Consider the following 20,889-nt stretch of genomic DNA (forward strand, 5'->3'; position numbering starts at 1 on the left):
CCCCACCGGTTGGGTGGGGGATATTGGGAGGGAGAGCCAGGCTGCGGCCTGGTCTTGTCGTGTTTGTTATGGCTAACTGGTTTCGAATTGCCCTAGGTTTTGGCGTGGCCTTGATAGGGGCCTGGGTGGCTGCTTGGCTGAGTATGCCCTTGCCCTGGATGTTGGGTGCCTTGATCCTGACGGCGGCCACAAAAATGGCCGGTAGTCCGGCCGCCTGCATGCCGCTGGCGCGTAACGCAGGGCAGTGGGTTATTGGGGCCTCTCTAGGGCTTTATTTCACCCCCGCCATGGTTCACCTGATTGGCAGCAATGCCGTGTTCATTGTGATGGGCATGGTGTTTGCGCTGATCTTGTGCTGTATGGGTGCCTTCATGTTGACTCGCTTTGCCGGTACGGACCTGCGTACGGCCTGGTTTGCCAGCGCGGTAGGGGGGGCCAGCGAGATGACAGGGCTGGCGGAGCGTTACGGCGCACGCTCGGATCTGGTTGCCTCTGCACATGGCCTGCGGGTGTTGATGGTGGTGGTGATTATTCCTTTTGCATTCGAGGCCTTGGGTTTTTCGGGTGAGCAGGCCGGGGTGGTGGTCAGACCCGACTTTCTGAACTTGCCCGGTCTGGCTCTTTTGGTGCTCTTGAGCAGTGCCGCAGGGTTTATCTTTCAAGTGTTGCGCCTGCCCAATCCCTGGGTGTTAGGGCCGTTGCTGGTGGTGGCCATCCTGACGTACAAGGACATTGTTTTGTCGGGCTTGCCGGTAGAAATTTCCAACCTGGGGCAGTTGTGCATTGGCTGGGCTTTGGGTGATAAGTTCGGCCCGGATTTTTTCCGTCGGGCACCCCGTTATCTGGGCGTTGCCGCCGTCAGCAATATAATCAACCTGGCCTTGGCATTTGGCTTTGCCTACGGCCTGTATCGGCTGTCTGATATTGCCTACCCGACTTTGGTGCTGGGTGTCAGCCCTGGCGGCATTGCAGAGATGGCCATCACCGCCAAAGTCCTGCAGTTGGGCGCGCCTATGGTGACCTCTTTCCAAGTTGCTCGCATGGTATGTGTGCTGGTGCTGACCGGGCCTTTGTACACGCGCATTGCCCGGCTTCTGGAAGGACGTTGACCGAGGGGGAACGCCTGCATCCCCCAGACTGCCAGCAAAAGCCCGGCGCAAGGCCGGGCGTCAGGTTTCAGTGAACAAGCAGGCTACATTCAACGATCTGGTTGGGTGGCAGGGCTGATTTTGCCGTGCTCCCCCATTTCTGTCAGTTGTTCACCCATCAGGGTTGCTTTGAGCATCTTGCCTGCCTGGGCCAGCTTGCCTTCACGCACGCTCCAGTACTCGGCACTGTCTATCTGTACGCAGACCAAAGCAACATCCGGATCGGTAATGCCTTCTTCAAACCAGGCCTCGACCAGCGTGTTCCAGAAGCGCTCCTTTTGATTCATGGAGTCCACAACGCTGGCCATGCCCGAAACCGACACATAGGTGTCAGTTTTGGGGTCGGCGTAGCTGACGTTGACATGAGGGTTGACCACCAGGTTGTGAACCACCTGGCTGGATCTGGCCATGAAGAACCAGAGCTTGTCGTGCTCAACGTCCTCCTGTCTTGAACCCATCTTGGCCTGTTGCGTGGTCATGGGCCAGGCATGAAGCTGGCCGCCCTCCGAATGGGTAACGAACATCGCAAAGCGAATGTCCTTGATCATCTCTTGCAGTTGTTCAAAGGAAGATTCAATCGTTTCGTTCATGGTCTCTCCTTGAAAAAGTTAAAGGGATGAAGGCGCTTACTTGATCACTCCGCAAGCAAAACGTCCGGCACCGCCGCCCAGTGGTGCAGGGTGATCGGAGTGGTTGTCACCGCCTTCGTGGATCATCAGGGCTCGGCCCTTGATCTGATCCAGGGACTTCAGGCGCGGAGCCAGAACGGGAGTGCTGGCACTGCCGTCGGCCTGAACATACAGGGCGGGCAAATCACCCAGGTGTCCATTGCCCCATGGGAAACCGTGCTTGCCGGTCTTGTTAGGGTCCAGATGGCCACCGGCTGCCCCGGCAGGCGTTACCTTGCCGTCTTTCTCGCTGGGCGCGCAGCTGGCGTTCTCATGTATATGGAAACCATGTACACCGGGTTTGAGATTCTTCAGATCTGGTGTGAAAACCAGGCCGTGTTCAGTCTGCCGAACGCTGACTTGGCCGATTTGCTCGCCAGCACCGCTTTCGGTAGCCAGGTTCATGGGAATAATGACGTCCGCCAGTGACGGGGCCGACAAGGCAAGGGTGGCGCTGACGGTGGCCAAGGCCATTGCGCATCGCGCTTTGAGGGAAGAAAAACGCATAAGGCTGATTCCTTTGCTTGATAAACAAGGGTTAGAACAGCCTAGCATTGTCAGCGCGATATGCCGTTAAGAGACGTTTCTCTTTGTCAGTAATCTGTGAGTGCCTGCGCAGGCAGTGGACGAGCCATCGGCAGGGGGTCTGCGGGATCAGGCTTCTTCTTGTACCTCTTCTACGGACAGCAGTTCCTGATGGTCAAAGTACAGGTTGGAGCTGATGACGGGGGAGGCCGCATCGGCCTGTGCGCTTAGTTCCAGACAATCGCCGGACAGATAAAGATCGGTCAGCAGCGCGGGCTTGCCATTCATCCAGATTTTCCCGCTGACATTTTGATAACGCTGCTTGAGCTGCAAGCGGTAGTCCGTCCCGTCCAGACCTTCCCACTCCCATTCACCCGCAACCTGTGCCGGCACAATCCATTTGTAGATTTTGATGCCGCCCACATGCAGGATCTCATCGGCTTCCCAGTCACCCATATCAAAGGCGTGCGACACAATGCGCGCACCGGGCCGCAGCTCTTGCAATAAGCGCGGGCGCAGGATGGCGTTGATAGTGTCCATCAAGTACAAGGTCACGATGGTGGCCTGGCTGAAGTCTGCGGTAAACAGATCCTCTTCCACAAAGTCCACCAGATACTCCACACCTGCATGGCCAGCATGCTCCATGGCGTCGGCAACGCGCAGCGGGTCCAGTTCTATGCCGATGCTGGTGCAGCGGTATTTTTTGGCGGCGGCAATGACAATACGCCCATCGCCACAGCCCAGGTCATACAAGATGTCCTTGTGCCCGGTCTGAGCCAGTTGCAGCAGGGTGTCGATGACTTGGTCATCGCTGGGGACGAAGGGGACGTCCAGAAAGATGTCAGGTTCCACGATGGAATGGTCGTTGAGGTCGTTAATCAGGTCTTTGAACAATAGTGGTCCTTATCAGCGGCGTTAAGCGGAAATTCGTTTAAATTCGGCTATCTATAGTTTAAACGACGACAAAATAATTAAAAATTCGCTTTTTGCGTGAATATGGACGATTATGAGTCTATGTCAAACTCATATGGCTCGACCTCATCCACGCCCGCCAAGTTAACAACCCGTATCCAGCATATACGAATCTCGTCCAGAGAATCGTTACGTATTCGTTCCTTGGCCGATCACATGCAATACGCCGACCCGTTGGGACATGCACAATCTTTGGGGATAGGCTCGGCTGTCTGGCCCTTGTTCGGTTTGCTATGGCCATCCAGCATTCAACTGGCGCGCAAACTGAAAAACCGTCCGGTTCGGGAGGGTGAAAGCATTCTGGAGTTGGGCTGCGGTTTGGGTCTGACCAGTTTGATGATGCATAAACGTGGCGCAAACATTCACGCCAGCGATTGTCATCCTATGGTGCCTCATTTCTTGAAGTTGAATCAGGCGTTGAACGGTTTGTCCGATTTGCCGTATGTTCATGCGCAGTGGGGTGAGCAGTCCTGCCCCGATTTGCTGGCTTCCTTGGGCCTGATACCTGCCAAGCAGCGTTACGATCTGATCGTGGGTAGCGACCTGCTTTATGAAGGCAATACACCCGTTCAATTGGCAGAGCTGGTCAATCAACGTGCAAAAGAGCAGGCCGAAGTCTGGCTGGTGGATCCGGACCGGGGGCATCGCAATAAGTTCACCCAGGAAATGGAGCACTACGGCTTTGAGCTGGTACGGCAAGTGTGTTTGCGTGACCGGCCTATCTTCACGCCCGAGGGCAAGGAGTTGCCTTACAAGGGGCGCTGCTTGCAGTATCAGCGGGGCTAGGCACTGAGTAAAGCGTTCTGGGTTACTTGTGAATGCGGATTGACGTCGGAATCTGCATGTTTCAGATGGTCTTACGTAAAATAGTATGGATATCCACCATCGCCCTGCCGCTGTTCTCAATGATAAAAATCCCGCGCTTTAGACGAATGTTCACACTACGCAGGTCGGTTAATTTGCGAAGTCTGATCTTGTGGTTGTGCCTGTCTTTCGTTTTTTTGGTTTTGTTTAGCAGTTTGCATGCCGCTTATCGGGTGCAGCAGGGGCTATTGCTCGAGCAAAGTGTACGAGTCAATCAGGCTTATGCGGAAAGGCTGGCGCACGCCAGTGATGATTTTCTTCGCTCATCGGCTGCGGTACTGAAAAGCGCTGCTTTGGATATCACGGCAGGACAACTCGATGTAGCCGTTATACGGGAAGAGTTCAAGCAAGTGATGGAGGTTACCAAGGCGTTCGATGCGCTTGTCTTGGTTGATGTGTCAGGCTCAGTGCTGGCCGCCAGCCCAGGCGCTGTATTTCGGAATGTGGCATTGCCCTTGTGGCCGGAACTGTTCCAGGGCAAGGCCGTGCCAGAGCCAATGGTTGCAAGCGCATTTCAGGGAGGGGAAGGGCGGTGGATGACGATGGTTGCTACTCCGGTTTTCGCACCTGATGGAGCCTACGCGGGGTTTATTGGTGGGGGTATGTACTTGCAAAGCCGCAGTGCATTGCAAGAGTCGCTTGATAAATTGAGCTATGAGGAAGGAACTTACTTTCGCATCGTTGATGGCTCGCAGACGATTATTTATCATCCGGAGCAAAGTCAGATAGGAACTACGGCCCAGGACGTGGCGACAGTGACCGAACAGCCACAGATCACCGGCAGACAGTCCTTGCCCGAGCCTGATGAGATCAATCCGGATCAGGAGCTGGTCAGTGTGGCAGCGATTCCGGCCGCTGGTTGGCTCGTCATTGCACAGCGTCCTACAGAGCGTGTGTTCGCGAATACGAGTGAGCTGTTGTTGCGCACGCTCTTGCTTTCTTTGCCAGTATTTGCATTGAGTCTGCTGGCAATTTGGTATTTGTCCGGGCTTATTGCCAGCCCATTGCGCCAGTTGGCTACTGCGGCTGCCAATCTGGATAATCACGCTGATTTTCGACGCATTCGCTTTGTTAAGGGTTGGTATGTTGAGGCTGCCCTGATTCGACAGGGCTTGATGCAAAGCTTTTCTGCGATAGGCAGTCGAATTCGCAAACTGTACCAGCAGGGGGCAACAGATCCCTTGACTGGGACGATGAATCGGCGCGGTCTGGATGCCGCTTTGGAAGAAATGACAGATGCCGAGCAGTCCGTAGCGGTGGTGATGATTGATGTTGATCATTTCAAAGCGGTCAATGATCGGTTTGGCCATGCGCTTGGGGACGAGGTGCTTAAAGCGATTGCAGAGTTGATTATGACCCAAGCGCGTCGGGAAGACGTCGTGGCTCGCCTGGGAGGCGAAGAGTTTGTGGTTGTGTTGCCAGAGACAGGTCTTGAGGCGGCGGGCCAATTTGCAGAGCGTTTACGCCGTGCGGTAGCGCAGACGGTATTTGAGACAGTTGGGAGTGTGACCGTGTCTTTGGGGGTGGCCTGTTACCCAGAACATGGCAATGATCTTTATGAAGCCCTGGCTCTAGCTGATGCGGCCTTGTATCGGGCCAAGGCGGATGGCCGCAACCGCGTTCATCAGGTCGAGTGAAGGGCTGCTTGGCACCTCACCAGGTCTAAGGGCATTACTGACGGTGTGATCCACTGTGTCTGGTGAGTGCCCACCTCTTGTTTAAGAGGTAGAGCCCTCAGGGCGGGCCCCGGAAAAACAAAAAGCCCAGTCGTTTGACTGGGCTTTTTGTTTGAATTCTTGGTGGCCTGGGGCGGAATCGAACCACCGACACAAGGATTTTCAATCCTCTGCTCTACCGACTGAGCTACCAGGCCAACGTGTACTGCTCGGTAAAAATAAAACTATACCACGTTTTTTTATTTGTGCACATAGTACAACAAAAAATTTATGCATCTTTTCGACTTCAAATTTGCCGTACCCCTAGGGGGAGGCCCTTTTCAGCGAAAAGAGGGCTGCATAAAGGAGTGCAATTGTAATCACAAAAAGGCAATTCAAGTAACATTTTTGGCAAAACTGCGGCTTGCGGCGTAAAATCACTCCAATTTCATGCGTTTTGCGTTTGCAAAAACTGCCTGTCTTGGTCTTTTCAAGGCTATAGCCTGTACTGCTCATGTCTGTAGATGTTCTAACCTTCGGTCTGAATCATGTGTCCGCGCCGGTTGCCGTGCGCGAGCGCGTTTCGTTTCCGATCGATGTGTTAAAGCCTGCGCTTGATACCTTGCGTGCCACTTTTGGCACAGGTGTACGTGAAGCAGCCATCCTGTCTACCTGTAATCGCACCGAGATCTACTGTGCGGCCGAGCCCCATGTGGCCGAACGTCTGCCCGAGTGGATGGCGGACTTCAACAGCCTGCGCTCTGCCGAGCTGACCCCTCATTTGTATCGCTACAACCAGAATGAAGCCGTGCGCCATGCGTTTCGCGTTGCCAGCGGTCTGGATTCCATGGTGTTGGGCGAGCCCCAGATTCTGGGTCAAATGAAAGATGCCGTGCGAGCCGCCAACGAGGCCGGCTCGCTGGGTACGTTGCTGCATCAATTATTCCAGCGTACCTTCTCGGTGGCCAAGGAAGTACGTACGCAAACCGCGATTGGTGCGCATTCGGTGTCCATGGCGGCAGCAGCAGTTCGTTTGGCCGAGCGCGTGTTTGGTGATCTTGGCCAGGCCAAGGTGCTGTTTATTGGTGCCGGCGAAATGATCGAGCTGTGCGCCACGCACTTTGCGGCGGTGAACCCCTGTAGCATCGTGGTCGCCAACCGTACTCAGGAACGTGCTGAAAACCTGGCGTCTCGCTTTATGGCCAGCACCATGAAGCTGGCGGATGTACCCGAGCGTCTGGCAGATTTTGATGTGGTGGTGTCCTGTACGGCCAGCACTTTGCCCATTTTGGGTCTGGGCATGGTGGAGCGGGCTGTGCGTTCGCGTCGTCACCGCCCTGTGGTCATGGTCGATCTGGCCGTGCCACGCGATATTGAAACTGAAGTAGGCCGTCTGGATGACGTTTACTTGTATACCGTCGATGATTTGGGCCGCTTTGTACAGCGCGGTGCGGATGCCCGTCAGGCTGCGGTGGTCCAGGCTGAAGCCATTATCGACACCCAGGTGCAGCACTATATGCACTGGCTTGGCACCCGGGCGATTGTGCCCGCTATTTTGAATGTGCAGCAGTCGGTCGAGAAAGTACGCCAACACGAGTTGGAGCGTGCGCGTCGTATGCTGGCTCGCGGTGATGATCCGGCAGAGGTCATTGAAATGCTGGCGCATGGCCTGACTCAAAAGTATATGCATGGCCCCATGGCCGAATTGACGCGCAGCGAAGGTGCGGAGCGCGCACAGTTGCTGGATCTGTTGCCTCGCCTGTTGCCCTCGACTACCCGTCGACGTTAGCGTCTGGGCTGCTGTCTGTTCACCGACTTTTCTGCGGTGCAGCCCGTTTGCTTTGAACTGCGCCCAGACCTTCTGATTTTCCCTTTAGGCTGTTCCCTATGAAAGACTCTATGCGCGGTCGGCTTGAGCAATTGTCTCGCCGTCTGCATGAGGTTGATGCCATGCTTGCCGAGCCAGAAATTGCCGGCAATATGGATGAGTTTCGCAAACTGTCGCGTGAGCGTGCCGAGCTGGACCCTGTCGTTACGGCTTTCAAGAGCTATGAAGCGGCCGAGGGCGATTTGCAGGCTGCTCAGGACATGATGTCCGACCCTGAATTGAAGGAAATGGGCGAGGAAGAATACAAGCTGGGCAAAGAGCGTATTGCTCAATTGGAAGACGAGCTGCAAATCCTCTTGTTGCCCCGTGATCCGGACGATACCCGCAACGTATTTATTGAGATCCGTGCCGGTGCCGGTGGTGATGAAAGTGCCCTGTTTGCCGGGGACTTGCTGCGCATGTACATGCGTTACGCCGAAAACTGTGGCTGGCGTGCGGAAATCATGTCTGCCAGCGAGTCGGAGGTGGGTGGCTACAAAGAAGTCATCGTGCGTATTGAAGGCCAGGATGTCTATGGTCGCCTGAAATTCGAGTCTGGCGCGCACCGTGTGCAGCGTGTGCCGGAAACTGAAGCCCAGGGCCGCATTCACACCTCTACATGTACGGTGGCCGTGTTGCCTGAGGCTGAAGGCTTGGCTGAGATCACCATCAACCCCGCTGATTTGCGTGTGGACACCTTCCGCGCCAGTGGTGCCGGTGGTCAGCACGTGAACAAGACGGACTCTGCCGTTCGTCTGACTCACTTGCCTACCGGGCTGGTAGTGGAGTGTCAGGATGATCGCTCTCAGCACCGCAACCGTGAGAAAGCCTTGCAGGTGCTGGCTGCGCGTCTGAAAGACAAGCAGCAGCGTGAGCAATCCGACAAGGAAGCTGCCGAGCGCAAGAGCCTGGTCGGCACGGGTGACCGCTCCGAGCGCATTCGCACCTACAACTTCCCGCAAGGCCGCATGACGGATCACCGTATCAACCTGACCTTGTACAAGTTGGGCTACATCATGGACGGCGATCTGGACGAGCTGATCAAGGCTTTGCTGTCCGAACATCAGGCCGGTTTGCTGGCTGATCTGGCGCAGGCGTGAGCATGAGCCTATCCGGTGAGCAGGCCGTGCCTCAAACGGTCACGCCTGCCGATTCCCCTCGTACTCTGCGAGCTTTGCAGCGGCTCAGCCCCTTGCCGCGTCTGGAGCGTGACATGCTGTGGATGCAGGTGCTGGGTGTTGGCCGTTCCTGGCTGATTGCGCACGACACGGACGAGTTGCCACTGGACAAGATTCAACGCTATCAAGCCCTGGAAGCCCGGCGGGTAGCGGGTGAGCCTATGGCTTATATCGTCGGTGTCCGCGAATTCATGGGCCATGAGTTTCTGGTATCGCCTTCGGTGCTGATTCCGCGCCCCGATACGGAAACCCTGGTCGAGCGTGCCTTGGAGCGCGTGCAGCACATCAAAGCCCCCCGCATTCTGGATATGGGTTGTGGCAGCGGTGCCATTGCTGTTTCTTTGGCGTTGGCACGCCCCGATGCCCAGGTGGTCGCCAGTGACATCAGTACGCTGGTCTTGGCGCAGGCCGGCCTAAATGCTCAGCGTTTGTGTGGGAAAGTCGAGTTTTGCCTGGGGAGTTGGTACGATGCCGTGACAGGCCAGGAACCTTTTGACCTGATCGTGTCCAACCCTCCATATATTGCAGTGGATGACGAACATCTGGCGCAGGGCGATGTGCGGTTCGAGCCGCGTCAGGCACTGACAGATGGCTCTGACGGCTTGACGGATTTGCGTACAATAGTTCAGGGAGCCGGGCCGTATCTACGCCCCGGTGCTAGTCTTCTCATGGAGCACGGCTGGGATCAGGCCGACCATGTGCAAAATATGCTGCGGCAGGCAGGGTTCAAACAGATCGTCAGTTATGAAGATCTGGCAGGAATCCGGCGGGTCACAGGTGGACAGTGTTAATTCTTTTCTTAAGAGAACATCATGAGTGAAGTTCAAGATTTCATCCGCGAAACCGTCACGGAAAACCCTGTTGTGCTGTTTATGAAGGGCACAGCTCAAGCTCCTCAGTGCGGTTTCTCCGCCCGTACCGTGCAGATCCTGCGCGCTGTTGGTCTGAGCCAAGTGGTTGTGGTCAACGTGCTGGACGACGCCGAAGTGCGTCAGGGCATCAAGGATTTCTCCAGCTGGCCCACCATTCCTCAACTGTATATCAAGGGCGAATTCGTCGGCGGTTCGGACATCGTGTCTGAAATGTACGAAAACGGCGAATTGGAAACCATGTTGCGTGAGGCTGGGGCTCTGGAGTGAGCACCAAGCGACGCCTGGTCATTGGCATGACCGGGGCCACCGGGGCAGTCTACACCGTGCGTTTGCTGCAGGTGCTGCAGTCCTGTCCGGATGTGGAAACCCATTTGGTGATCTCGCCCTCCGGGGTGTTGAACATCAAGTATGAGCTGGATATCGACAGGCATGGGATCCAGGCTCTGGCCGATCAGGTGCATAGCTTTCGCGATGTGGGAGCAACCCTGGCCAGTGGCAGTTTTCCGACTGCTGGCATGGTGATTGTGCCCTGTTCGATGCGCACTCTGGCCGCTGTGGCTCATGGCTTGTCCGATAACCTGATTACCCGGGCAGCAGACGTTACTTTGAAAGAGCGTCGCCGTTTGGTGATGATGGTGCGTGAAACGCCATTCAATTTGGCGCATCTACGCAATATGACCGCCGTCACGGAAATGGGCGGGATTATTTTCCCGCCTATGCCCGCGTTTTATCTGCGTCCCAAAAGTATCGACGATATTGTCGATCACACGGTGATGCGGGTGCTGGAACTGTTTGATATTCAGGTGCCCGGTGAACGCTGGGATGGTTCGCAAACGCCGAACTAAGGCTGGATAGCCGTTCAGTGGGTATAAAAGCCCCGATATAAACCATTGGCATCTGGCGTTAAATCCAGGTTTTGAAGGTTTATATCGGGGCTTTTTGTTGTCCGTCGTTGGTGTGTTTGCTGGCGGTAAGCGCTACGCTAAGTTGCAGTCCAAGCAGTCCAAGCAGTCCAAGCAGTCCAAGCAGTCCAAGCAGTCCAAGCAGCGGCGATCTCTGATCTGCAGGCGTTAAGGTTTGGAGGGCTTTTGGTGCCACGAGCGAAAAAGATGATCCGCTCTACAGCTTGGAGTGGTGTTTTTTTCTGGGCACAGACCATCCGTTCCATGGCCCAGAGGACTGTCGGCGTTGGAGCGTCGACCACTCGCTTTATTGGCCGGAGCGCCTTTTGCTCATGAATACAATCTGCTGCTCGCCAGAAGCGGCTGGCTGGGCGGGAGTGAAGGCATCCTGGCGCACAGTAGGTGCGGCATCATCGGCTTCTTCTTCAAAGCCTGTGACCAAAAGGCTCTCAGGCAGGTGATCGTCGAAGTAATCCTGGTCAAAGCCCTTGTCTCCTTCGGGGTCGGCCTGTCCTGTCACCTTCAGATCTGCAAAGTTATGCAGCTTGGGATCCATCAGGTGCGATGGCACCACGCGGGTCAGGGCGCCAAAGACGTTCCAGGAGCGGTGCGGGAATTTCTTGTCCCAGTCTGCAATCATGCGGTTGATTTCCTGACGTTTCAGGTTTTCTTGTGAGCCGCACAAGTTACAGGGGATGATGGGGAATTCTTTCAGCTTGGCGTAGGCGATCAGGTCTTTCTCGGGCACATAAGCCAGAGGGCGGATCACAATATGTTCGCCGTTATCCGACATCAGTTTGGGCGGCATACCTTTCATACGGCCACCGTAAAACAGATTCAGAAAGAAGGTAGCCAGAATGTCGTCCCGGTGATGGCCCAGGGCGATCTTGGTGGCGCCTAGCTCCTTGGCGACACGGTACAAAATCCCACGGCGCAGGCGCGAGCACAGCGAACACATGGTCTTGCCTTCGGCAATGACGCGAGTGACCACCGAGTACGTGTCCTGGGTTTCGATGTGATAGGGCACACCCAGCTTTTCCAGATACTCGGGCAGGATGTGGTCAGGAAAACCGGGCTGCTTCTGGTCCAGGTTCACGGCCACGATGTCGAACTTGATGGGAGCGCGCTTTTGCAATGTCATCAGCACGTCCAGCAGGCCGTAGGAATCCTTGCCGCCGGACAGGCAGACCATGATCTTGTCGCCTTCTTCGATCATGTTGAAGTCCCCGATCGCGCGGCCTACTTCACGCATGATGCGTTTGCTCAGCTTGTTGTCGTTAACACGCTGCTTGCGTTCGGCCTTGCTGGCAAAGACGGGCGTATCGGTTTCGGAAGAAGGTAAGGGGCTGGTGTCTTGGGACATAAGGAAAAGCGGAGAGAAGTATCATCGAGGCCCCGGCTGGAAGCGGGGCGGGGGCTTTAGCGGTGGCGTTCGATCTCGATGCCAACGGCATCACAATCGGCAAAGGCCTCGGGTTTGCTGGCCCGAATTTTAACGCGTTCCACGGTCGGGAAGTCATTCTGGATGCGATCAGCCAGGCGTTCCACCAGCGTTTCCAGCAGATTGGTGTGTTCGGTGGTGCTGACTTCAATCAGCGCCTCGCGCAACTGGCGGTAGTCCAGCACGGTGCCAATATCGCTGTCCTCTACGTCTTGCGTAATGGTGGTGTCGAATTCGGCGTCAATATGCAGGGGCTGGCGTTGAACCAGCTCGTGGTCCAGCATGCCGATAGAGGCTTGCACCACCAGATTGTTGATAAATATGCGGCGTGTCGTCATGGCAAAAAAAAGGAGCAGGCCCGCCGGGTGGGGCGGGCCTGTGAAGTCAATCAGGACTGGCGGCTCAGGACGCATTCGTCCAATGCAGGGCGTGCCAGTTGCAGCGTGAAGCAGTGTAGTTCATCGCGGCGGAAAGCGTGGACCTGAACGGTCTGGCCGGGCTCGTACGCGGCCAGAAGGCGTTCCAGGCTGGCGGTGTCGCTGACGCGTAAACCGTCAATGGCGACCAGGGTGTCACCCGCAGACAGGCCGGCTTGATGCGCTGCACCATCGGTAAACACAGTGGCCAACTGGCATTGGCCCGCGCTTTGGCGCAAGCGGGCGTTCAGGCTGGGCAGCTTGGAGGAGGCTTGCCATTCCAGCTTCAGGCCGTGTTCGGCCAGCCAGGGTTTCAAGGGCAGGTCCTCGCAACCTTCAACATAGCGGGCAATGAAGTCTGTGGCGTCGTAGCCGGTGGCTTCCAGAATCAGGGCAGGCATGGCGTCCTCAGGAATGCCTTGTGGCTTGCCTAGATAGAAGTCGCGGCCATAGCGTTCCCACATCAGCAGTATGACATCATCCAGGCCCTTGGCTTGCCGGGTATGGCTGCGGATGCACAGGTCCAGGCCCAGTGCAATCAGGGCGCCCTTGCTGTAATAGCTGACCAGTGCGTTGGGGGAGTTCTCGTCCTGCTTGTAATAGCGTGTCCATGCATCAAAAGAGCTTTGCGCGGCGGACTGTTTGAGGCGGCCAGGGCCACGCTCGACGGCGTTGATGTTTTTGGCCAGCAGCTTCAGGTAGTCAGGTTCGTTCAGCACGCCCGAACGCAGCAGCATCAAATCGTCGTAGTAAGAGGTGAAGCCCTCAAACACCCACAGCAATCGGGTGTGGTTTTCGCGGCTCAAGTCATAGGGCGCAAATGCGGCAGGCTTGATGCGCTTGACGTTCCAGGTGTGGAAGTATTCATGGCTGACCAAACCCAAAAAGGTTTGGTAGCCTGCGCTTTTCACCGATTTGTCCTGACCTTGGGTAGGGAGGTCGCGGCGCGAAGCCATCAGGGCGGTTGAGGCGCGATGCTCCAGACCGCCGTAACCGTCATCGGTCACCATGGTCATGAACACGTAGCGCGAGCTGCTGTCCAGAAAGGGGGCGCGGCGGGTTTCGGGTTCAAAAAAAGCGATTTGTGCGGCGCAGATTTTCTCTACATCGCGGGCGATACGAGGCAAATCCAGATTGGGAATGACGCCGGTAAAAACCAGCTCGTGTTCGGCGCCGTGCGCAAAGAAGCTGATGACCTGTGGGGTGCCCATTTCAATGGGATGGTCGATCAGCTCGTCGTAATTGCGGGCGCGATACAGGCCAAAACCATAACGTTCGGCCGCGCCGGGCATGCCAGTGGCCTCGGGCAAGCTGGTGTAAACCTGCCAATCTTCCATGTCCTGGTTGGGCACCAGCTCCAGTAGACATGGCTGTTCGGTCTGGCCTTCAACGGCCAGCAGGGCGCTGGTGCCATTAAAGAAAGCATGGGTCTGATCAATATGCGCGCCGCGCACGGACAGGTCCCAGGCGTAGACCTGATACTGCACGTTCAAGGGACCCTTGCAGGGCTCGCACTGCCAACGGTGATTATCCAGCTTGTGGATGGAAACCGGTTTTTCGCCACAGAAGGCGGCTATGCTTTCGATCTGACGCGAGAAGTCGCGGATCAGGTAGCTGCCAGGAATCCAGGCCGGAAGGCTTAATACCTGGCCATTGGTTTGGGGAGAAGTGATCTGTATCTGGACAGTCAGGCGGTGGCCGGCGAGATCTGTCGGCTCGGCACGGTAAAGTACGGGTGTAGGTTCCATTCCCCTATTCTATTTAATTTTTCTGGGAGTCAGCATGAACGAACCCTTAGTCAAAGCAGAGGTGCATGGTCGTGTTGCTTTATTGACATTAAATCGGCCCAAGGCTTTGAATGCGCTCAATAACGAGCTGATCGCCGAGTTGTATGCCCTGTTAAAGAAATACGATGCCGACAACGAAATCGGTTGTATCGTGCTGACCGGTAACGAAAAAGCGTTTGCGGCCGGTGCCGATATTGGTGCCATGAAAGACTGGAACTACCACGATGTCAGCTCCCAGGACTATCTAGGTGGCCAGTGGGAAGAACTGCGCCGTTTCCGCAAACCCATCATCGCTGCCGTTGCTGGCTATGCTTTGGGTGGTGGCTGCGAATTGGCCATGTTGTGCGACTTCATCATTGCGGCTGACTCTGCCCGTTTTGGTCAACCAGAAATCAAACTGGGCGTGATTCCCGGTTTCGGTGGTACGCAACGTCTGCCTCGGGCCGTGGGCAAGGCCAAAGCCATGGATTTGATTCTGACTGCACGCATGATGAATGCCGAAGAGGCTGAGCGTTCCGGTCTGGTCTCGCGCGTGGTGCCTGCCGACAAATTGTTGGAAGAAGCGCTTGATGCCGCAACGGTTATTTCCAGCATGTCGCTGCCGTCGGTCTTGATGGCCAAAGAGTGCGTGAACCGCGCTTTTGAATCGTCTTTGGAAGAGGGCTTGCTGTTTGAACGCCGCAACTTCCACGGCTTGTTTGCCACTGACGATCAGAAAGAAGGGATGCGTGCTTTTGTCGAGAAGCGCAAGCCTGAGTTCAAGCATCGCTAAGTTTCCCAATCGCTGATAAATCAGGGGGTGTGTTGTAAAATTGCTGCGCTGCAATGTTACAAAATAAGCGTACCCCTTGATGCCATTGGGATTGCGTATATCAGCCTTGCATTAAGTATCAAACAAGCAAGGCTGAATTTGCTTACAACAAAAAAAAGACGCTATACTTTATGGGTTTGACGACACCGGCTTTTTAAAAGGGGCCGATAATATTGCGCGGATGGATTGGCCAAGGCCTTTGCAGTACATCCACCCACACAACGTTATCTGATAGTTTCCTATTATGAATCAGCCGTTTTATCAGCAAACAGGCACCACAGCCACGGTGCAGGCAGCAGGGGACAAAGCACCATTTCCCGAACCCGTCGTATTGACGCCCGAGCAACGTAGCCGCATGGCTCGCCGGGCAGGGCAAGGAATTGTGCGCACACTGTTTGCCCAGGCTTTTATGGGCCTGTTGGCCATTGGCCTGTCGGCATGGATTTCCGGCGCATATGCAGCAGCCTCGGCACTTATCGGTGCGGCTGCTTATTTTGTGCCTAACGCATTGTTTGCATTGCGTCTTTTGCTAGGTTTGATGGGTGGTGGCAACGCCGGCGCCCTTTCCTTCTTTTGGGGGGAAGCATTCAAGCTTGGCTTTGCGGTATTGACACTGGCAGTGGCTGCCATGGCAAACACAGGCTGGTTGGTTTGGCCTGCCTTGCTCTTTGGCTTGCTATGTGTCTTGAAGGGATATGTGCTGCTGCTGTTTTTTCGCAAGCTGCCATAACGAATTTTGTTTCACGGGCTTGTCCCATAACATATACATCACAGGGTAAATACAGATGGCTGCTGCTAGTGATATTTCGCCTCAGTCAGGGTACATCCAGCATCACTTAGTTCACTTGAATAACGTGGGTGAAAAACAGGATGTTCTGGCCAACTTCGGTGTCATTAACTACGACTCCATGTTCTGGTCCCTGCTGATGGGTCTGGTTGTGGTTTTCTTTCTGTGGCGTGCCGCTTCGGCCGCAACAGCCGGTGTACCAGGCCGCTTGCAGTCTTTCGTAGAAATGCTGGTCGATTGGGTTGAAGATCAGGCCAAATCCATTGTTCCCAATGCCGAGTCCCGGAAGTTTGTCTCGCCTCTGGCGCTGACCGTGTTCCTGTGGATCCTCATGATGAACGTGCTGGACTTGCTGCCGGTTGATGGCCTGGGTTGGATTTTCATCCAGACCGGTCTGGCCTCCGAACATGGCGACCCTCTGTACTACCACCGTATTTTGCCAACCGCTGACTTGAACGTGCCAATGGGCATGTCCATGGGCGTGCTGCTGCTGATGTTCTACTACGGCATCAAGATCAAGCACCCAGGCGGTTTCGTCAAAGAGCTGTTTACTGCACCGTTCACCGCGACTGGCCTGATGGCTGTATTGCTCGCACCTTTCAACTTCTTGCTGAACTGCATCGAGTACGCGGCCAAGTCTGTGTCTTTGGGCATGCGGTTGTTCGGCAATATGTTTGCCGGTGAATTGGTTTTCATGTTGATCGCTCTGCTGGGTGGCGCATGGACAGGGTTTAATGGCGCCAGCCTGGGACTGGGTCTCGGTCACATTCTGGCCGGTTCTGTGTGGGCAATCTTCCACATTCTGATTGTGTTGCTCCAGGCGTTCATCTTCATGATGCTCACCCTTGTCTATATCGGACAAGCACACGAAGGCCATTAATCCGATTCCGACTGGACAATGGTGTCTGGTTGGGGGGAGCAGGCTTAGCTTGCTAACGCTTTGATTTTTTTGAATTACACCTGATTTTTAACCAAGGAGTTGTCATGACCAACGTAGCTTTCGTTGCTCTTGCTTGCGGTATCATCATCGGTCTGGGCGCTTTTGGCGCTTGCATTGGTATCGCCCTGATGGGTGGTAAATATCTGGAAGCATCCGCTCGTCAGCCAGAACTGATGAACGCTCTGCAAACCAAGATGTTCTTGTTGGCCGGTCTGATCGATGCTGCTTTCCTGATCGGTGTCGGTATCGCCATGTTGTTTGCATTCGCCAACCCATTTGTTGGGTAAAAAGGCGAGTCCGTTGCCGCTTTTGGCAGATGGACAGGCAGTCGTCGTTAGCGGTGTGTTGCTCGGTTTGATCATGCACCGCTTGTCGACTTGAACATACATGTGTCAGGACGCATACCGCTTCCTACACACGTGGTATTGAAGGGATACGACCGTGAATTTAAACGCGACTCTCTTTTTTCAGATGATCGTGTTTTTCGTTTTGGCCTGGTTTACGATGAAATTCGTATGGCCGCCACTGACGAAAGCAATCGATGATCGTCGTCAGAAAATCGCTGATGGTTTGGCTGCTGCCGATAAAGGCAAGGCCGATCTGGCACAGGCCCAAGCGCGTATCAGCCTGATGGATGCTTCGGCTAAATCCGAGAACCATCAACGCATTGTCGACGCTGAAAAACAAGCGACTGCTCTTTTAGAGCAAGCTCGTCGTGAAGCCGAAGCCGAGAAAGCCCGCATTATTGCGCAGGCCCAGCAAGACGCTAACCAAGAAGTGCAACGCGTACGTGAAGGTTTGCGTAGCGAAGTGGCTGCCTTGGCTGTCAAGGGTGCCGAGCAAATCTTGCGACGCGAAGTTGACGCGAATGCGCACGCCCAGCTGCTCGAGCAGCTCAAGGCAGAACTTTAACATCAAGGCAGGCCATGGCTGAACTATCGACTATTGCCAGACCTTACGCCGAAGCCCTGTTCGCCGCCGTACGCGACGACAGCCAGGGCCTCGAATCGTGGTCGGCCCTGTTGTCCGAAATGGCTCAGGTGGCCGGTCTCCACGATGTGCGCGAGGCACTGAACGATCCGCGCCTGAATAACGGGCAGCGACTCGAACTCTTTACGGGCCTGGTTAAGTCACAGGTCACCGAAAAGGCTCGCAACTTTCTTCAATTGTTGGTGGATAACCAGCGCATCTTGCTGCTGCCACAAATTGCAGAACAGTTTGATCTATTGAAACACCAACTCGAAGGCACGGCGCAGGCACAGATCATCAGTGCTTTCCCGATGGCTGAGGCTCAGGTTGCTGAGCTGACCGCTGGGCTGGAGAAAAAGTTTGGCCTGAAGCTAAAACCGACTGTGACCGTCGACACTGACCTTATCGGCGGTATTCGGGTGATTGTTGGTGACCAGGTGCTCGACACTTCCGTGCAGGCCCGGCTGGCCAGCATGCGCGATACGCTGACCGCATAGCGCGAGTCAGTAAACAGGATTTCAGGAGTCTGAACATGCAACTTAATCCGTCCGAGATCAGCGAACTGCTCAAGAGCCGCATCGAAGGCCTGGGCGCGTCGACTGACGTTCGTACACAAGGTACGGTCGTATCCGTGACCGACGGTATTACGCGCATCCACGGTTTGTCCGATGTGATGCAGGGCGAAATGCTCGAATTTCCGAACAACACGTTCGGTCTGGCCCTTAACCTCGAGCGCGACTCTGTCGGCGCCGTGATTCTGGGTGAATACACCGGTGTTTCCGAAGGCGACGCAGTTAAAACAACTGGCCGCATTCTGGAAGTACCCGTTGGCCCCGAACTGCTGGGTCGTGTGGTTGATACTTTGGGTATGCCTATCGACGGCAAGGGCCCGATCAACGCCAAGATGACAGACGTCATCGAGAAAGTGGCTCCTGGCGTTATTGCCCGTGAGTCCGTCTCCCAGCCCATGCAGACCGGCACGAAAGCCGTGGACTCCATGGTGCCAATTGGCCGTGGTCAGCGCGAACTGATCATTGGTGACCGTCAGACCGGTAAAACTGCCGTGGCTGTGGACACCATCATTGCTCAAAAGGGCAATGGCGTTAAATGTATCTACGTTGCCGTTGGCCAAAAAGCCTCCACGATCAACAACGTGGTGCGCAAGCTCGAAGAGCACGGTGCTCTGGAGTACACAATTGTTGTGGCCGCCTCGGCTTCCGAGTCCGCCGCCATGCAATACCTGGCTCCTTACTCCGGTTGCACCATGGGTGAATACTTCCGTGATCGTGGCGAAGACGCCCTGATCATTTATGACGACTTGACCAAGCAAGCTTGGGCCTACCGTCAAGTATCCCTGTTGCTGCGTCGCCCACCAGGCCGTGAAGCCTACCCTGGCGACGTGTTCTACCTGCACTCCCGTCTGCTCGAGCGCGCTGCTCGTGTGAACGCCGAGTACGTAGAAAAATTCACTAACGGTGAAGTGAAGGGCAAGACCGGTTCATTGACCGCACTGCCTATCATTGAAACGCAAGCCGGTGACGTTTCCGCTTTCGTTCCAACCAACGTGATTTCGATTACTGACGGTCAGATCTTCCTGGAATCCGACCTGTTCAACGCGGGTGTTCGTCCTGCTATTAACGCCGGTATTTCGGTGTCCCGTGTGGGTGGCGCTGCTCAGACCAAGGTCATCAAGAAGCTGTCCGGCGGTATTCGTACCGACTTGGCTCAGTACCGTGAATTGGCCGCGTTTGCTCAGTTTGCTTCCGACCTGGATGACGCAACCCGTCGTCAGTTGGAGCGTGGTAAGCGCGTGGTCGAACTGCTCAAGCAGCCTCAGTACCAGCCTTTGGCTGTGTGGGAACTGGCCGTGAGCCTGTACGCTGTGAACAACGGTTACTTCGACGATCTGGAAGTCGCTCAGGTTCTGCCTTTCGAAAAAGGCCTGAAAGATCACCTGCGCAGCAAGTTCGCTGCTCTGGTTGAGCGTATCGAAAGCAAGAAGGAACTGGGTAAAGAAGACGAGGCTGAGTTGGTTGCAGCCATCCAGGACTTCAAAAAGCACGGCGCTTTCTAATCATTGTTGGCAGGCGCCGGAAACCCCGGCGTCATGATTAGCGGGAGTCGACAGCCTAGTTGGGCTCCCGATAATGCCCTTACAGGAAAGTGTGATGGCCGGAATCAAGGAAATTCGTACTAAGATCAAGAGCGTGCAAAACACGTCCAAGATCACCAAAGCCATGGAGATGGTGGCAGCATCCAAGATGCGCAAGGCGCAAGAGCGGATGCGTGCTGGCCGTCCCTATGCAGACAAGGTGCGCGAGATTGCTTCGCATCTGATGCAGGCGCACCCCGACTACACTCACCCCTACATGGTTGAGCCCGCCGAAGTCAAATCGGTAGGTATCGTGGTTGTCAGCACGGACAAAGGTCTGTGTGGCGGCCTGAACACCAATATTCTGCGTCTGGTACTTGCGCGTGTTCGCGAGTTTGAGGACAAAGGTATTAGCGTTCAGACAACGGCTCTGGGTGGTAAAGCTGCTGGAACATTGGCGCGTGTTGGTGCCAATCTGGTTTCTCAGGAAGTAGGCTTGGGCGATGCGCCTAACCTGGAACGTCTGATTGGCGCTATTAAAGTGCAGATCGATGACTTCGTGGAAGGCCGTATTGATGCTGTTTATCTGGCTACCAGCCGCTTTGTCAATACGATGAAGCAGGACCCAACATTTATTCGTTTGTTGCCTTTGCCTTCCGGTCTGAAAGATCCTTTCCAGGCTGGCGATCAGGTAGACGCTCAAGAAAGTGTTAACGCTTCCGAGTACGGTTGGGATTACATCTACGAACCCGATGCCAAGTCGGTTATTGACGATTTGCTGATGCGTTACGTAGAGGGTCTGGTGTATCAGGCCGTTGCCGAGAACATGGCCTCTGAGCAGTCTGCCCGTATGGTGGCCATGAAAGCCGCGTCGGACAATGCCAAGACCGTTATCGGTGATCTTCAGCTGGTCTATAACAAGACTCGCCAGGCAGCGATTACGAAAGAAATCTCTGAAATCGTGGGGGGTGCCGCCGCTGTGTAATCACGGCAAG

General features: G+C 55.2%; 22 protein-coding genes and 1 tRNA gene. 16 read left to right on the forward strand and 7 right to left on the reverse strand.

Going from position 1 to position 20,889, the window contains the following annotated elements; all coding sequences use genetic code 11:
• Nucleotides 1-68 precede the first annotated feature (68 nt).
• On the forward strand, nucleotides 69-1,109 hold the full coding sequence (locus tag AC6I6N_RS16020; protein ID WP_497943654.1) for an AbrB family transcriptional regulator: 1,041 nt from the start codon (nucleotides 69-71) through the stop codon (nucleotides 1,107-1,109).
• Nucleotides 1,110-1,198: 89 nt separating this feature from the next.
• On the opposite strand, the gene AC6I6N_RS16025 is transcribed toward AC6I6N_RS16020, so the two are convergent.
• The 3 genes from AC6I6N_RS16025 to AC6I6N_RS16035 form a co-directional block, all read right to left on the reverse strand.
• Entirely contained in the window at nucleotides 1,199-1,738 is a 540-nt protein-coding gene (locus AC6I6N_RS16025; RefSeq protein WP_264672139.1) for a pyridoxamine 5'-phosphate oxidase family protein, read from the reverse strand.
• Nucleotides 1,739-1,774: 36 nt separating this feature from the next.
• Nucleotides 1,775-2,323, reverse strand: coding sequence for a superoxide dismutase family protein (gene sodC, locus AC6I6N_RS16030; protein WP_108728443.1), 549 nt, complete (start codon nucleotides 2,321-2,323; stop codon nucleotides 1,775-1,777).
• A gap of 147 nt (nucleotides 2,324-2,470) precedes the next feature.
• Nucleotides 2,471-3,235, reverse strand: a complete 765-nt coding sequence (locus tag AC6I6N_RS16035) for a class I SAM-dependent methyltransferase (protein ID WP_108728444.1) — start codon at nucleotides 3,233-3,235, stop codon at nucleotides 2,471-2,473.
• 120 nt (nucleotides 3,236-3,355) lie between these two features.
• On the opposite strand from AC6I6N_RS16035, the gene AC6I6N_RS16040 reads away from it, so the two are divergent.
• Complete coding sequence (locus AC6I6N_RS16040) at nucleotides 3,356-4,099, forward strand: class I SAM-dependent methyltransferase (protein WP_094198447.1); 744 nt, start codon at nucleotides 3,356-3,358, stop codon at nucleotides 4,097-4,099.
• 266 nt (nucleotides 4,100-4,365) lie between these two features.
• On the forward strand, nucleotides 4,366-5,814 hold the full coding sequence (locus tag AC6I6N_RS16045; RefSeq protein ID WP_406611571.1) for a sensor domain-containing diguanylate cyclase: 1,449 nt from the start codon (nucleotides 4,366-4,368) through the stop codon (nucleotides 5,812-5,814).
• Between the two features lie 160 nt (nucleotides 5,815-5,974).
• Here AC6I6N_RS16045 and AC6I6N_RS16050 read toward each other — a convergent pair.
• Nucleotides 5,975-6,050, reverse strand: a tRNA-Phe gene (locus AC6I6N_RS16050).
• Between the two features lie 296 nt (nucleotides 6,051-6,346).
• On the opposite strand from AC6I6N_RS16050, the gene hemA reads away from it, so the two are divergent.
• The 5 genes from hemA to AC6I6N_RS16075 all read left to right on the forward strand — a co-directional run bounded on the left by hemA (nucleotide 6,347) and on the right by AC6I6N_RS16075 (nucleotide 10,594).
• Nucleotides 6,347-7,621, forward strand: a complete 1,275-nt coding sequence (gene hemA / locus AC6I6N_RS16055; protein ID WP_094197912.1) for a glutamyl-tRNA reductase — start codon at nucleotides 6,347-6,349, stop codon at nucleotides 7,619-7,621.
• Between the two features lie 98 nt (nucleotides 7,622-7,719).
• Nucleotides 7,720-8,799 (forward strand): peptide chain release factor 1, encoded by a 1,080-nt coding sequence (prfA, locus tag AC6I6N_RS16060; protein ID WP_094197911.1) that lies wholly within the window; start codon nucleotides 7,720-7,722, stop codon nucleotides 8,797-8,799.
• Between the two features lie 2 nt (nucleotides 8,800-8,801).
• Nucleotides 8,802-9,668, forward strand: coding sequence for a peptide chain release factor N(5)-glutamine methyltransferase (gene prmC, locus AC6I6N_RS16065; RefSeq protein WP_264672102.1), 867 nt, complete (start codon nucleotides 8,802-8,804; stop codon nucleotides 9,666-9,668).
• A gap of 21 nt (nucleotides 9,669-9,689) precedes the next feature.
• Nucleotides 9,690-10,016 (forward strand): Grx4 family monothiol glutaredoxin, encoded by a 327-nt coding sequence (gene grxD, locus AC6I6N_RS16070; RefSeq protein ID WP_094197909.1) that lies wholly within the window; start codon nucleotides 9,690-9,692, stop codon nucleotides 10,014-10,016.
• Nucleotides 10,013-10,594 carry a UbiX family flavin prenyltransferase gene (locus AC6I6N_RS16075; protein WP_094197908.1) on the forward strand — a complete coding sequence of 194 codons (582 nt, stop codon included), beginning with the start codon at nucleotides 10,013-10,015 and terminating at the stop codon, nucleotides 10,592-10,594. Before grxD ends, AC6I6N_RS16075 begins: the two co-directional genes overlap by 4 nt.
• Nucleotides 10,595-10,958: 364 nt before the next feature.
• Here AC6I6N_RS16075 and ttcA read toward each other — a convergent pair whose 3' ends face one another.
• Genes ttcA through AC6I6N_RS16090 form a run of 3 tightly spaced genes read right to left on the reverse strand, consistent with a single transcriptional unit; the run spans nucleotide 10,959 to nucleotide 14,256 of the window.
• Entirely contained in the window at nucleotides 10,959-12,014 is a 1,056-nt protein-coding gene (gene ttcA, locus AC6I6N_RS16080) for a tRNA 2-thiocytidine(32) synthetase TtcA (protein WP_125277956.1), read from the reverse strand.
• Nucleotides 12,015-12,070: 56 nt separating this feature from the next.
• Entirely contained in the window at nucleotides 12,071-12,430 is a 360-nt protein-coding gene (gene folB / locus AC6I6N_RS16085) for a dihydroneopterin aldolase (RefSeq protein ID WP_123050396.1), read from the reverse strand.
• A 50-nt stretch (nucleotides 12,431-12,480) separates the two neighbouring features.
• Nucleotides 12,481-14,256, reverse strand: a complete 1,776-nt coding sequence (locus tag AC6I6N_RS16090; RefSeq protein ID WP_497943655.1) for a M61 family metallopeptidase — start codon at nucleotides 14,254-14,256, stop codon at nucleotides 12,481-12,483.
• 34 nt (nucleotides 14,257-14,290) lie between these two features.
• Between AC6I6N_RS16090 and AC6I6N_RS16095 the strand changes: the two genes are divergently transcribed.
• From AC6I6N_RS16095 to atpG, 8 genes are all read left to right on the forward strand, one after another.
• Complete coding sequence (locus tag AC6I6N_RS16095; RefSeq protein WP_094197904.1) at nucleotides 14,291-15,067, forward strand: enoyl-CoA hydratase; 777 nt, start codon at nucleotides 14,291-14,293, stop codon at nucleotides 15,065-15,067.
• A 283-nt stretch (nucleotides 15,068-15,350) separates the two neighbouring features.
• Nucleotides 15,351-15,836 carry an ATP synthase subunit I gene (locus AC6I6N_RS16100; protein ID WP_249460336.1) on the forward strand — a complete coding sequence of 162 codons (486 nt, stop codon included), beginning with the start codon at nucleotides 15,351-15,353 and terminating at the stop codon, nucleotides 15,834-15,836.
• Nucleotides 15,837-15,891: 55 nt separating this feature from the next.
• Entirely contained in the window at nucleotides 15,892-16,773 is an 882-nt protein-coding gene (atpB, locus tag AC6I6N_RS16105; protein ID WP_094197903.1) for a F0F1 ATP synthase subunit A, read from the forward strand.
• 104 nt (nucleotides 16,774-16,877) lie between these two features.
• A complete protein-coding gene (gene atpE / locus AC6I6N_RS16110) occupies nucleotides 16,878-17,120 on the forward strand; it encodes a F0F1 ATP synthase subunit C (RefSeq protein ID WP_003805001.1) in 243 nt (80 codons plus the stop codon).
• Nucleotides 17,121-17,274: 154 nt separating this feature from the next.
• Nucleotides 17,275-17,745 carry a F0F1 ATP synthase subunit B gene (locus AC6I6N_RS16115; RefSeq protein WP_009464119.1) on the forward strand — a complete coding sequence of 157 codons (471 nt, stop codon included), beginning with the start codon at nucleotides 17,275-17,277 and terminating at the stop codon, nucleotides 17,743-17,745.
• A gap of 14 nt (nucleotides 17,746-17,759) precedes the next feature.
• The gene (locus AC6I6N_RS16120; protein WP_094197901.1) at nucleotides 17,760-18,299 is read left to right on the forward strand and encodes a F0F1 ATP synthase subunit delta; all 540 of its coding nucleotides are present in this window, start codon (nucleotides 17,760-17,762) and stop codon (nucleotides 18,297-18,299) included.
• Between the two features lie 35 nt (nucleotides 18,300-18,334).
• Nucleotides 18,335-19,876, forward strand: a complete 1,542-nt coding sequence (gene atpA / locus AC6I6N_RS16125) for a F0F1 ATP synthase subunit alpha (RefSeq protein ID WP_094197900.1) — start codon at nucleotides 18,335-18,337, stop codon at nucleotides 19,874-19,876.
• 94 nt (nucleotides 19,877-19,970) lie between these two features.
• Complete coding sequence (gene atpG / locus AC6I6N_RS16130; protein ID WP_094197899.1) at nucleotides 19,971-20,879, forward strand: F0F1 ATP synthase subunit gamma; 909 nt, start codon at nucleotides 19,971-19,973, stop codon at nucleotides 20,877-20,879.
• Nucleotides 20,880-20,889 lie beyond the last annotated feature (10 nt).

The sequence above is a fragment of the Alcaligenes sp. LTN-3 genome, from assembly GCF_059735605.1.